This window comes from Vibrio sp. 10N.261.52.A1, assembly GCF_002876325.1.
Classification (GTDB): domain Bacteria; phylum Pseudomonadota; class Gammaproteobacteria; order Enterobacterales; family Vibrionaceae; genus Vibrio; species Vibrio chagasii.
In genome coordinates this window covers 1-13,272 of sequence record NZ_MCYD01000736.1, presented here as the reverse complement: position 1 = coordinate 13,272, position 13,272 = coordinate 1, and the positions used below count along the sequence as shown (strand labels likewise).

The 13,272-nt window shown below is 46.5% G+C and carries 8 protein-coding genes; 7 read left to right on the top strand and 1 reads right to left on the bottom strand.

Annotation, left to right across the window (positions count from 1 at the left end; all coding sequences use genetic code 11):
• The first annotated feature begins 74 nt into the window (after window positions 1-74).
• From BCT81_RS15090 to BCT81_RS15075, 4 genes are all read left to right on the top strand, one after another.
• A complete protein-coding gene (locus BCT81_RS15090; RefSeq protein WP_102424959.1) occupies window positions 75-1,589 on the top strand; it encodes a sodium:solute symporter family protein in 1,515 nt (504 codons plus the stop codon).
• An 89-nt stretch (window positions 1,590-1,678) separates the two neighbouring features.
• The gene (locus tag BCT81_RS15085) at window positions 1,679-2,626 is read left to right on the top strand and encodes a sugar kinase (RefSeq protein WP_102424958.1); all 948 of its coding nucleotides are present in this window, start codon (window positions 1,679-1,681) and stop codon (window positions 2,624-2,626) included.
• Window positions 2,627-2,646: 20 nt separating this feature from the next.
• Window positions 2,647-3,276: a bifunctional 4-hydroxy-2-oxoglutarate aldolase/2-dehydro-3-deoxy-phosphogluconate aldolase gene (locus BCT81_RS15080; protein WP_102424957.1), complete on the top strand. Its 630-nt coding sequence runs from the start codon at window positions 2,647-2,649 to the stop codon at window positions 3,274-3,276.
• 109 nt (window positions 3,277-3,385) lie between these two features.
• Entirely contained in the window at window positions 3,386-5,836 is a 2,451-nt protein-coding gene (locus BCT81_RS15075; RefSeq protein WP_102424956.1) for a family 20 glycosylhydrolase, read from the top strand.
• 110 nt (window positions 5,837-5,946) lie between these two features.
• On the opposite strand, the gene BCT81_RS15070 is transcribed toward BCT81_RS15075, so the two are convergent.
• Complete coding sequence (locus BCT81_RS15070; protein ID WP_102424955.1) at window positions 5,947-8,010, bottom strand: ATP-binding protein; 2,064 nt, start codon at window positions 8,008-8,010, stop codon at window positions 5,947-5,949.
• Window positions 8,011-8,216: 206 nt separating this feature from the next.
• On the opposite strand from BCT81_RS15070, the gene BCT81_RS15065 reads away from it, so the two are divergent.
• From BCT81_RS15065 to BCT81_RS15055, 3 genes are all read left to right on the top strand, one after another.
• On the top strand, window positions 8,217-9,557 hold the full coding sequence (locus BCT81_RS15065; protein WP_102424954.1) for a sigma-54 dependent transcriptional regulator: 1,341 nt from the start codon (window positions 8,217-8,219) through the stop codon (window positions 9,555-9,557).
• A 321-nt stretch (window positions 9,558-9,878) separates the two neighbouring features.
• Window positions 9,879-10,892, top strand: a complete 1,014-nt coding sequence (locus BCT81_RS15060; RefSeq protein ID WP_004736883.1) for a TAXI family TRAP transporter solute-binding subunit — start codon at window positions 9,879-9,881, stop codon at window positions 10,890-10,892.
• 148 nt (window positions 10,893-11,040) lie between these two features.
• Window positions 11,041-13,218 (top strand): TRAP transporter permease, encoded by a 2,178-nt coding sequence (locus BCT81_RS15055; protein ID WP_102424953.1) that lies wholly within the window; start codon window positions 11,041-11,043, stop codon window positions 13,216-13,218.
• Window positions 13,219-13,272 lie beyond the last annotated feature (54 nt).

The following is a 13,272-nucleotide window of genomic DNA, read 5'->3' as shown; positions in this document are numbered from 1 at the left end:
ATATGAAATATAAAATGAATGAATCATAAATAAAAGTTCAGGAATGAGCTTAATATTTCACTGAGAGGTGTCAAATGAACAGCACTCTTTTTCTTACAGGCTTCGGCGTGTACGTATGTTTTTTAATTTGGTTAGGCTGGTTTGTCTCGCGTAATCAAAAATCTGGCGAAGATTTTTTATTAGGCGGCCGTGGCCTGCCACTATTTTTAGTACTTGGTACAACGGTAGCGACGATGGTCGGTACGGGTTCAAGTATGGGTGCGGTTGGCTTCGGCTACGCAAATGGCTGGGCTGGTGCTCTGTACGGAATTGGCGGTGCTGTTGGCATCCTATTGCTTGCGTTATGGTTTGCTCCGGTTCGTAAGCTGAACTTCATGACAATGAGTGAAGAGCTAGCGTATTACGTGGGTGCTAACCGAATCGTAAAAAACGTGGTTGGCCTACTTATCTTCATCGCGTCAATTGGTTGGTTAGGTGCGCACATTCTAGGTGGTGGTATGTACCTAGCGTGGATTGCTGACATTGACCTGAACCTAGCGAAGATCATTATTGCTGCGGCATTCACTATCTACGTTGTTATCGGTGGTTACACAGCGGTTGTATGGACTGACACTATCCAAGCTATTATCCTTTTTGCTGGCTTCATCTTGATGGCGGTGATGTCTGTGAACCACATTGGTGGCATGGATAACCTTTACGCTGCGATGGACCCTGCTGCTACAAGCTTTTTAGCAATCGATAAACTAGGCATTCTGCCTGCTGTTTCTCTGGCTGTGGTTATCGGTGTTGGTGTTCTGGCGACGCCTTCATTCCGTCAACGCATTTACTCTGGTAAAGACGTTTCAACTATCCGTCGTTCATTCGTGGCGTCTGGTGTGTTGTACCTTTTCTTCTCTATCATTCCAGCAATCATTGGTATGGCGGCACACGCTATCGACCCAACGCTGGATAACCCTAACTTCTCGTTCCCTTACATTGCAGCAACGGTACTTCCAGTTGGCGTTGGCATGATTGTTCTTATCGCTGGCCTATCTGCAACCATGTCGAGCGCAAGCTCAGATGCGATTGCTGGTGTGTCTATCCTACTGCGTGACGTCTACGTGATGTTCACAGGCCGTGTACCGAACAAAGAATCAATGATGAACTACTCTCGTTTAGCTTTGGTTGTGGTGATTGGTTTTGCACTGCTATTCGCACTGACGTCAAACGACATCATTGGCTACATCACTAAGATGATTTCAACGGTTATGTCGGGCATGTTCGTGTGCGGTATGTTGGGTAAATTCTGGAAACGCTACAACTGGCAAGGTGCACTTGCAACGCTAGTGGGTGCTTCAGTGGCTTCATTCGTAGTAATGCTAAACGCTGACTACACAGCATTCTGGGGCAACCCTGTTATCCCATCATGCTTGTTCGCTCTAGTAGCAGGTGTGGCAGTGAGCCTAGTGACTCCGGCTAACCAAGTAACTCCAGAAATGGCAAAAGCGATTCTTGATGACGAGCGTGCTCTGATGGAGATGGAAATGTCTGAGACTGGCGTACTTGAAGAAGAAGCGGCACCTCAACGCCCTGCAAATCAAACAAGCTAAACCTAGTCTCCACAACTGGTTTGCTTAATTTAGGCCCTGCTTAGTGGCAGGGCCTTTTCCTCATATATCTCTCTATTTTAGGATCGGCTATGTCGACATCTTCACACTACAATATTGCTTTTTTTGGCGAATGTATGGTCGAAATCAGCGGCTCTCCATTAACCAAAAAGTTTGGCGGTGACACGCTAAATACCGCACTTTACCTTTCTCGCTTAACTCAAAACAAAGACCTATCCGTGCATTACGCGACAGGTCTTGGTGGCGATGAACTGTCTCAAAATATGATTGATAGCTGGCAGTTAGAAGGTATTCAAACCAATTTCGTAGAGCGCATTGCGAACAAGCTTCCAGGTCTCTACATAGTCGAAACCGATGATACTGGTGAACGACACTTTCATTACTGGCGCAACGACGCGGCAGTTAAATCTTATTTCCAAGCGAATGATCTGAATAAGCTTGAAATCGCGCTGACAGAGAAACAAGTTGATGCGGTTTACATCAGTGGGATCAGTATCGCGATTTTAGATGACACCTCCCGTGAACGCCTGTTGAAAGCCATTGGCGTGTTCTCAAATCAAGGCGGTAAGGTGATTTTCGATAACAACTATCGCCCACAGCTTTGGACGACTGACCAAGCTCAATATTGGTACGCCAAGTTACTGCCATTGGTAGACATCGCACTGATCACTGAAGACGACGACCTACTGGTTTGGGGTAACTCAGAGAGCGTTCAACAACGCTGCCTTCGCTTGGGTTGCCAAGAGATCGTTATTAAACGTGGCTGTGAGCCATGCAAAATTGTTCAGGTAGAAAGCGGCAAGGTAGTAGAAAGCTACGTATCAGCGACAGCTGTTGCGAACGTTGTTGATACATGCGCTGCCGGTGACTCTTTTGCGGCGGGTTACTTAGCTGCACGCTTAACGGGCGAGAGTGCTACCGAAGCCGCTGAACTCGGCCACCAACTGGCTTCTACCGTTATTCAATATTCAGGCGCCATTATCCCGGTAAGCGCTATGAACCACTTAATCAAAAAATAGAAAGATAAAGCGAAATTATTATGTCTCAAGAAATGATCAACACACTTAAGCAATTCAAAGTTATCCCTGTTATTCAAATCAACAAGGTGGAACACGCGATTCCACTAGCAAAAGTGTTAGTAGAAAACGGCCTACCAGTAGCAGAAGTGACGTTCCGTACCGAAGCGGCAGCGGATTCGATTCGTGCGATGCGTGATGCCTACCCTGAGATGTGTATCGGTGCTGGCACAGTATTAACTCCTGAGCAGATCGACCTTGCGAAAGAGGCGGGCAGTGAGTTCATCGTAGCGCCAGGTTTGAATCCAAACACGGTTAAACGTTGCCAAGAGATCGGCATGCCAATCGTTCCTGGCGTAAATAACCCAAGCCAAGTAGAGCAAGCACTGGAACTGGGCCTTAACTTCTTGAAGTTCTTCCCTGCAGAAGCGTCTGGCGGCATCAACATGGTGAAATCTTTACTAGCACCATACGTTGATGTGTCGCTCATGCCTACAGGTGGTATCGGCAAGCACAACGTGAATGATTACTTAGCTGTTGATCGCGTTGTGTGCTGTGGTGGCACGTGGATGGTTTCTCCAAAGATGATCGAAAACGAGCAGTGGGATGAGATCGCGGTGTTGGTTCGTGAAGCGGTTGAGCTTGTTAAGTAGCTCATTTGTTTTGAATTGACGACAAACAACAGCAGTGGCTGATGGTTCTGTTTTGTGAATCGCCTCCGATAAACAAAACAGAACCCCCCGTTATATAGGAAAACTAATAATGAAAAAAACTATATTGTCTCTATTGATTTCAGGTTCAGTAGTGTCCCCAATGGCGTTAGCAATGGCTCCGAATACCGATCTTAATTTAATGCCGTATCCACAAACGGTTGAACTACAAGCAGGGCAAGTACAGGTCGACGGTAACTTCAAGGTTTACATCAAAGGCTTTAATTCTGATCGTGTTGAGTACACGGCGAAACGCTTTGTCGATCGTTTGGTACGCCAAACCGGTATCCCGATTCTGAATTGGCAGGTTGATAGCGCAGACGAAGCAAACCTGATCATTGATATTGACGCAGCTCCAAAGTCTGAAATTCAGAACATCGACTCAGAAGAGTCTTATAAGATTACGACTCAGGGTGAGCAAATCACGCTGAGCGCCCCAAGCCCTTATGGCGCTATTCACGGTATCGAAACCCTTTTACAGCTCGTTGAAACAACAGCGACTGGCTACCACATTCCTGCCGTTACGATTGTTGATGAACCTCGCTTCCGTTGGCGTGGTGTTTCCTACGATACCTCTCGTCACTTTATTGAATTTGATGTGTTGATTCGTCAGCTAGATGCGATGGCTTCTGCGAAAATGAACGTGTTCCATTGGCACTTCTGGGACGACCAAGGTATCCGCATTCAAACGGAATCTTGGCCGCGCCTATGGTCAGAAACCACCGATGGTGATTACTACACCAAAGACCAAGTTCGTTACCTAGTCGAGTACGCTCGTAACCTTGGTATTCGTGTGATTCCAGAAGTATCACTGCCGGGACACTCTTCTGCTGTGGCGCATGCTTACCCACGCTTAATGTCGGGTGGCGAAGGTCAAAGCTATGGCCAAGAGCGTGGCTGGGGTGTGTTTGAGCCATTGATGGACCCTTTAAACCCAGAGCTTTATGAAATGCTGGGTGATGTGTTTGATGAAGTGACCGAGTTATTCCCAGATGAGTACTTCCACATTGGTGGTGATGAGCCAAATTACTCTCAATGGATCAACAGCGAAAAGCATCAGAAGTTCATCGAAGAGAACGGCATTGATGGCGAACGAGGTTTGCAGTCTTACCTCAACGTAAAAGTTGAGAAGATGCTGGAAGAGCGCGGTAAGAAGATGACGGGTTGGGATGAGATTTGGCATAAAGATCTGCCAACTTCTATCGTGATTCAAAGCTGGCAAGGTCATGACAGTATCGGCCGTGCTGCGCAAGAGGGTTACCCAGGTATCCTGTCAACCGGCTACTACCTAGATCAGCCTCAGCCTACGAGCTACCACTATCGCAATGACCCAATGCCAACCGGGATCACGGTTGATGATAAGCTTCATAGCGGCGAGAAGTTCGTGACTTACCAGTGGCAAAAGCCTCGCTCTAAAGGCAGCCCACGTAAGGGAACGCTGACTATCATTGAAGCAAAAGACGGCACGTTCCGCGCGTTCAGTGATTACAACGGCAAGTCTCGTGAAGAGATCTACATCCTTGATTATGTGCCGGGCAAAACCTTTGTCGGTCACTTCGATAACTTCATGTCTTACACTGAGTTTAACTTGAACCTAAATCCAAATGGATTCTCTGAGGGCAGCTACCAATTGATTGGTAACGTGCGCTGGCCAACCACAGGTGAAGTGATTGCGAGTAGCGATATCGAAGGCAGTGTCATCCCTGAGCCTAATGGTGGTTATCCTGCAGAGCTTACCGACAAAGAAAAAGAGTTGATTCTGGGCGGTGAGATTACGATATGGCTTGAGAATAAAGACAGTCTTACGGTTGAAAACTACCTATGGCCTCGTAGCTACGCGATCGCGGAACGTTTCTGGTCGGATGCTGAACTGACTGATGAACGCAGCATGTATAAGCGTATGAAGGCGATGGATACATGGTCTGAAATCTCAGTAGGTCTGCGTCACCACGCGGATGCAGACATGTTGCTAAAGCGTATTGCTAGAGGTCAAGATATCCAAGATCTTCGTATCCTTTCAAAGTACACCGAGCCAGCACAATACTATGCTCGCAACTGGGAGAAGTGGAACTCTACTGAGCCTAAAGGCACTTTGTACAGTCAATACGAGCGCTTAAATCGCTTTGTTGATGCGCTGCCAGTAGAAAGCTACGCAGTGTATGCGATGCAAGATTTGGTGAACGAAGTCGCGACAGGTAATCAACAGGCATTGGAGCAACTTACAGATCATTATCAGCAAGCAAAATCGGCTGCACTTGCCGCTAAAACTATTTTTGCTGCTAATGTCTCTTCGGTAGAGACTGTGGTGGTGGCAGAGAAAACTGTCGAAGTTGCAGACTTGGCGTTAACCTTGATTGCTAAAGCGAAAGCGGGTGAACAAGTTCGAGAAGCAGACGCTAATGCCTACCAAGCTATCCTATCTGATGCTGCGAAGATCTACGATGAATCGATCATTGCGATTGTTCGTCCAACGGAGTTACTGCTCAAGCAGCTGAGTAAGTAAGCGAGAGAGAATAACTTATACGCTAATAAACTCTCCAAACCGCCCTCTATGGGCGGTTTTTTTGTTCCAGAATTCAAATAGAGTATGTGTCTAAGATGTTATGTAAGCGATTACTCACTATCGGCACTTTTGAGCGTTAGTGTGAAGGTCATGCCTTGCTCAGGGTTGTTCTTAGCAATTAGATAGCCTTGCATATCGCGTACATTGTTGGCGGTGATGGCGAGTCCGAGCCCGAGCCCTTCGCCCATTTTTTTGTTGGTGTGAAAGGGTTCGAAAATGGTTTCTAGTTGGTCTTCGGATACGCCACAACCGTTATCTTTCACCTTGATGATGACACGCTCTTGTTCGGTATGAGCACTGATAATAATGTTCGCTGGCTTCTGATTTTGCGTGGCATCGATAGCATTGCTTAAGAGATTACCGAGCACTTGTCTAAGTCGTGCTTCTTCTCCCATCACCATGGAAATATTAGAGGCGACACGCACTCGAATATCGACACGTTCTAAAGCGGCTTGGTGAATGCGCAGGGTTTCTTGAAGTGCGTCTGTCAGTGACACCGGATAAGGCTTTTCCAATTTTTGAAAGGCGAAGGACTTCAGCTGACTCGTCATGTTGGCCATCCTGTCGATAAGGCTCATTACCAGATCCATGTTCGCTTTCAACATCTTAGTCTCGCCTCTCTCCATCAGTAACTGATTACTTGAAAGTAGGGTTTTTAGGCCAGTAAGCGGTTGATTGAGTTCATGAGTAATCGCGCTCGACATACGTCCCAACGCCGCAAGTTTGCTTGATTCTACCAACTCTTGCTGCGCGTCTTTTAGGTCTTGCGTTCGCTCTTCTACCCTCAACTGAAGTGTTTTATTGGCTTCCTGTACCGCGATCTCCGCTTTCTTACGTTTACTGATATCAATCACAGTACACAGGTAATAGGTAGTAGCATGCCAAGGAAAGGGGCTAATGGAGAACAACACCGGGAAGTTGCTGCCATCGCTGCGTCTTGCCATGGTTTCGACACTGGTGATCTCGGCCAGCTCCTGATGTTGCTCTAAGTTCTTTAGCAACTGCAAAGTGGTTGAGTTCGGGTTACCTGCCTCAAAAAGCTGCCATGCTTTGATGTTGCCGATCATCGAATCAGATAGGCAGAAGTAGTTTTTCGCCATCAGATTAATGTCGTGGATGTGACCGTGTTTATCGATCAGCACAAGTCCAACGTGGGTCTTGTTGATCATTCCAGACAATCGTTTTTCAGACTCTTCAATCAGCTTTTGGATTCGTAGGTTGCTGAGTTTTTTTTGGCGTCTTTGATAGAGAATGACCAGCAATAGCATGATGAACAGACAACCCACCGCCACGCTCCAACTTATCCAGTTAGTGGTTTGATTGAGGCTTGTTAATGGGGTGAGGTAGGTTAAACGCCAGTTGAGGTCGTCTAACTTGATCGACTGAATCAGATAGTCTTTACCTTGCAGTCGCCACACGCGAATGTGGGTTTGATCGTACAACTCGCGTTTGGTGGCAGTAGGCTGAGAACTAAAGGTGTCGTTAAACCAATCTGCACTGAGTTTGTGGTCACTTGAGAGAAAAAATTGTTCTCGAGGGTTTTGGAACAGTACCGCTTCGCCATCGGCGAACCATTGATCGGTCAGCAGCGACAAATCAATCTGCACCGCAACAATGCCTACTACATCAGAAGCTCGATAAACGGGCGCGGCAATAAAGTAGTCTGGGGTAACGCCTTTGTTTTTGGTCACCACCGAAATTGCCCCACCTTGCTGGTGGATCTTAGACACAATCGTGTTGGCGTTCTTTTTACTCAGCTTGCTCCTCTCAACACTAGAAACCAGTAAATCGCCCGTATCGGAGAGTAAATACCAGCCTTTGGTATTCGCCGCTTTGTCTAATTGAATGAGCTGTTTTTTGATGCGTTTTTCAAGGCGGTCTTCACCATCGATAAAGCGAACCGTGGTTTCGTCGTTGGTGACTAGGTAGGGCAGAAAATAGAAACGTTTTAGTGTTCGCCTTGCTTCAGCGATGTAGCCAAGGAAGCGCTGCTCAGCATAACGTTGCGCTTGTTCAAGTTTCCACTGGCTGATTCCGTTTTTGGTTGTGACCTGCACTAAGCCAATAATTAAACAGGCAAATAGAAATAACCAATATCGATTGTTATTCATCATTCTTGATTAAATCCCTTTTAAATTAGTGGTTTAAGGCTGTGTTATGTTTGCTTTTTGAGCAGCTGGAGAGTGAAACAAGTTGAAGCTAACAAACATTATAAAACTGTTAAAGAGGTGTTACTCAAAGTGGGAGCTAGCTCCTTTTCGTCTGCTCGGTTTTTGAATACCGTAGGCGGCATATTTGGTTCAAGTGTTAGGAACAAACCATGCAACGTATAGCTTTGATTGAAGATGATGCGATTGTGCGTCAAGCAACCAGCCAGTGGTTACAGTTGGCCGGCTTCGACGTCACTGCGTTTGAGGTTGGGCAAGATGCGTTAAGCGCAGTAAAGCAAGGCGATTTTCACACCATCATTAGTGACGTGCGTTTGCCCGATATTGATGGGGTGGAATTACTTGGGAAATTTAAGAGTTTGGTGCCAGAAGTTCCAGTTATTTTGATTACCGGGCATGGCGATGTTGATATGGCGGTAAAGGCGTTACATCAAGGCGCCTATGATTTCATCGAAAAGCCATTTGATCCTGAGCGTCTCTCCCAAACTGTCTCTGAAGCGGTCGAGAAATATCAAAGCAGCCAAGACAGAGTTAACCGTCAAAGCTACTTAAATAACCTAAAGGGTATTGAGCAGGTCCTGATTGGTCGCAGTAAGGTGATGTGTGAACTGCGCGAACAGATACAGAAGGTGGCTTCCATAGACACTAATGTGATCATCTACGGTGAAACTGGCTGTGGTAAAGAGTTGGTCGCTTCTTGCTTGCATGAGTTTAGCGAGAGAAAAAGACACCCTTTTGTACCGCTTAACTGTGGTGCCATTCCTGAAAATTTGTTTGAGAGCGAACTGTTTGGACATGAAGCTGGAGCCTTCACTGGAGCAGCTAAACGACGCATTGGTAAGCTTGAATTTGCTGATAAAGGCACGGTTTTCCTTGATGAAATAGAGAGCATGCCGTTGTCTATGCAGGTCAAAGTGTTACGCACCTTACAAGATAATGTGGTTGAACGCGTGGGTGGCAACCAGCAGCAACACGTTGATTTGAGGGTAGTATCTGCCTCTAAATGTGACTTATTGAACCACCCTGACTTTCGCCAAGATCTGTTCTATCGCTTGAACGTTGCCCAGCTGCACTTGCCACCGCTTAGTGAGCGTGAAGATGACGCACTCATTCTTTTTGAACACTTTACCCAAGAAGCGAACAGCGAAACTCGAGTGGCCAGTGAAGCGGATCGCCATGCGTTATTGTCGTATGCGTGGCCGGGTAATGTGCGTGAGCTGCGCAATGTTGCAATTCGTTTTGCGTTGGATGAAAGTTTAACGGTGGGAGACATACTGGCGTGTCGTCCTAACTCAGTAACGGAATCAGCGACAGCGGGTATTCCGCTGGCGGTTCAGGTGCAGAGCTTTGAGCGAAAAGTCATTCATGATGCGTTGGTGCGTTATCAAGGGCGCATTAATGACGTGATGCAAGATTTGGATTTACCTCGTCGAACACTGAACCAAAAAATGGTGCGCTATGCGCTGAATCGAAGTGATTATGTCGATTCTTAATGATCAATCTGACTGTAATGCTTATTGAAGATTAGTAAGCAATAAATGGCTCACTCTGTATTTGCGATTTTATAACTGTTGGTCACATTTCTCACGTAAAGTGTGATGTAGCTAACTTTATATAGATGTTAATGCCCTTTTTTAGTAAGCAAAAAATTGCTCATGCCATCAGTATGTAATAAGCAATAATCCGCCTACCGTTATTGATCTTTTTATTTAAATTTATTTAAATCAATAACTTAAAAATTGGCATTGTGCTTGCTATCTGGCTGTTGTTGTTAACAAAACTATAACGTGAATAACTCTACATGGAGAGTAACAATGAAATACAACAAGCTAGTTAAAACTTTAGCAATCGCAATGGCATCTATTGGCCTTATCAGCAACGCCTCTGCTCAAGAAGAGCGCAGCTATATTCTAGCGACAGCTTCAACAGGCGGCACTTACTACCCTGTAGGCGTAGCGTTGGCGACATTGAGTAAAGTTAAGCTTGCGCCGAAGCAGCACTTTTCTTTGGCGGCTATCAGTTCTGCAGGGTCGGGCGAGAACGTAAAACTACTGAATGAAAATGAAGCCCAGTTTGCTATCTTGCAAGGCTTGTACGGCGCGTGGGCTTGGCAGGGACTAGGGCCATACGAAAAATCGGGTAGCCAAACTCAGCTGCGCTCTGTCTCTATGCTTTGGCAAAATGTTGAACACTTTATTGTTCGTTCGGACCTAGCTGAAACAGGCACCATGAGTGATTTAGAAAATCTGAACGGCAAGAAATTTTCTATCGGTAAGAAAAACTCAGGTACAGAAAACTCAGGTCGTCAGATTATGAAGGGCCTATCAGTGAACCCAGAACAATTTAAACTTGCCTTTATGGGTTACGGCGGTAGCGCGAGCGCATTGCAAAACGGCACCATTGATGGCATGAACACCCCAGCAGGTGTACCTGTGGGCGCGGTAACCCAAGCTTTTGCAGCTCTAGGTGAAGATATTCAAATCCTGTCGTTTACCGATGAACAGATCAAACAAGCGAATGGCGATTACAACATCTGGACCAAGTACGAGATCCCTGCCAATACCTACCCAGGTGTTGATAAACCGATCACTACAATCGCTCAACCTAACTTCCTAGCGGTTCGTGAAGATATCTCAGAAGAAGATGTCTACCAACTGACCAAAGCTATCTATGAAAACCTACCTTTCCTACAAGGTATCCACAAAGCAACCAAAGCCATGGCGCTTGAGAAAGGGATTGCAGGTCTGCCTGTTCCACTTCACCCGGGCGCAGCACGTTACTACAAAGAAGTGGGCATCGAGCTTCCTTCTGAGTTGATCGTTAACTAACGGCTTTCGTCGACTAACTGTTTTGGTCGATCCCCAATCTTTAATGGCTTAACCGATAGGTGCGCGTTCACGTTGTGAATGGGTTCGTGCGCCTGCATATTTTATGGATTTTCTCTGCGCATTTTGTTGTAGAGAGCAGGAGTTTTCTATGAGCGATTCGCTGCAGCAGGAACTGAAAAAATTTGAATTGCCGACCCGAACGGATTTTCCTTGGGTAGGCAAAGCGATAACAACCATGGGAGTGATTCTCTCCCTATTACACATTTGGTTTAATACCTTATCTACCTTACCGGAGCTTTGGATCTCTGCGACTCACTTTGCTGGTTTCGCGATCATTTGTGCGCTTTGGTATCCCGCTCATATCTCGCTGAAAAAGAGCAAGGTGGCACTTGCTGTCGATATCGGGATCGCATTGGCAGCATTGGCTTGCCTTATCTATATCCCCTTTGCAGAGGATGCACTTTATGAGCGAGGCGTGAAGTTCATCGCCAGTGATTGGTTCTTCTCTATCTTGGCGATTGCTATCGTCATCGAGCTGATTCGTCGTACCATGGGCTGGTTTATTCCTGTACTTATTCTGGTGTGTTTGAGCTACGTAGTGGTGTGGGGGCAATGGACCAGTGGCATCTTCCACTTTCCTGGTTTGAGCCTTGAGACACTGCTCTATCGAAGCTTTTATTCATCGGAAGGTATGTTTGGTTCTATCTCTAGAATCAGCTGGACCTTCGTATTCATGTTTATCCTATTTGGCGCTTTCTTAGTGCGCTCGGGTGTCGGTGACTACATTATTGATGTCTCTCGCGCGGCGGCGGGCAAAGTGATCGGTGGGCCTGGTTTTATTGCGGTGATTGGCTCTGGTTTGATGGGCTCAGTGTCTGGCTCTAGCGTGGCTAATACGGTGTCGACAGGCGTTATCAGTATTCCTCTGATGCAAAAAGCGGGTTTCCCTTCACGCTTTGCTGCTGGTGTGGAAGCTGCTGCATCAACAGGTGGGCAGTTGATGCCACCAGTGATGGGGGCAGGTGCTTTTATCATGGCGTCTTACACGCAGATCCCTTATGTCGATATCATTGCGGTCTCTTTCTTGCCAGCGCTTATTTACTTTTTGTCAGTGGCGTTTTTCGTACGTATTGAAGCGAAGCGTAGCGGTGTACAAAAAGTCTCTTCGGGTTGTGAGCCTCTATTAAAAGTACTCTTGTCTGGTTGGCATAATCTTATCCCTCTTGCGGTGCTGGTGACTCTATTGGTGCAAGGCTTTACGCCGACGTACGCTGCGGGTATCTCAATCGTCTCGGTAGTGGTTGCTTCGTGGTTCTCCAAAAACCATAAAATGGGACCAAAGGCGATCATCGAAGCGCTTTCTCAAGGCGCAAAAAACATGGCAACCACAGCCGTATTACTCGTGGGTATTGGCCTTGTGGTCAATGTGATCAGCACCACCGGGATAGGTAACACCTTCTCGTTGATGATCAATAGTTGGGCCAATGGTGACTTGTTGGTGATGATTGCCTTGATCGCGCTGGCATCTTTGATTCTCGGTATGGGCCTGCCAGTTACCGCGGCTTATATCGTGTTGGGTACTCTGTCTGCTCCAGCCTTGTACAAGTTAATTGCTGAAAGCCAGCTGCTTGACCTGTTGGTTTCGGGTCAGTTACCAGAGCAGGCGAAAGCAATTTTCATGTTGGCAGCACCAGAAAAGCTGGAACTGCTTAACGCACCTATGGCTCTGGAAACTGCAAAAGAACTGATTGCGTTAGTGCCCGCTGATTTTGTGGAAACGCTGCTTGAGCAAAGCTTAGGCTTGGAAGCGATTAGCCTTGCTCTATTGTCTGCACACTTAATCATTTTCTGGTTATCGCAAGACAGCAACGTGACGCCACCGGTTTGTTTGACCGCTTTTGCGGCAGCGACAATTGCTAAAACGCCACCAATGAGAACGGGCTTAATGGCATGGAAGATCGCTAAAGGCTTGTACTTGGTGCCACTGCTTATCGCTTACACCAACTTGGTAAGTTGGGATGTGACCTCGGTTTTAGTGACTGGTGGCTTTGCTATTATTGGTACTTATGCATTTATTGCAGCGATTGAAGGTTACCTCGAGAGCGAAATCAATCTTGTGTTGCGCGCGGTATTGATTGCCTTAGGTGTGGCTTTAGTTTGGCCTGATGTGTCAATCGTGATTCGCCTGGTCGGTGTGGCACTGTTTGTTGCTATCTTCATCTACAGCGGTCGTAAGTACGATATCAATCAAGTGAAAAAGCCGTCGGATGAAGAGCAAAAGTCTTTGCCTCAAACCGAGCCTGATACTGTCGCTTCTTCCCTATAATTTAAAGGACTGAATGTAGGAACATTATGAACTCAATATACGACTATATTATCG

Bases quoted from the DNA above. Each gene is read 5' to 3' on its own strand.
- BCT81_RS15060 (WP_004736883.1), top strand. From the start codon at position 9,879: ATGAAATACAACAAGCTAGTTAAAACTTTAGCAATCGCAATGGCATCT.
- BCT81_RS15085 (WP_102424958.1), top strand. From the start codon at position 1,679: ATGTCGACATCTTCACACTACAATATTGCTTTTTTTGGCGAATGTATG.
- BCT81_RS15075 (WP_102424956.1), top strand. From the start codon at position 3,386: ATGAAAAAAACTATATTGTCTCTATTGATTTCAGGTTCAGTAGTGTCC.
- BCT81_RS15070 (WP_102424955.1), bottom strand. From the start codon at position 8,010: ATGATGAATAACAATCGATATTGGTTATTTCTATTTGCCTGTTTAATT.
- BCT81_RS15080 (WP_102424957.1), top strand. From the start codon at position 2,647: ATGTCTCAAGAAATGATCAACACACTTAAGCAATTCAAAGTTATCCCT.
- BCT81_RS15065 (WP_102424954.1), top strand. From the start codon at position 8,217: ATGCAACGTATAGCTTTGATTGAAGATGATGCGATTGTGCGTCAAGCA.
- BCT81_RS15090 (WP_102424959.1), top strand. From the start codon at position 75: ATGAACAGCACTCTTTTTCTTACAGGCTTCGGCGTGTACGTATGTTTT.
- BCT81_RS15055 (WP_102424953.1), top strand. From the start codon at position 11,041: ATGAGCGATTCGCTGCAGCAGGAACTGAAAAAATTTGAATTGCCGACC.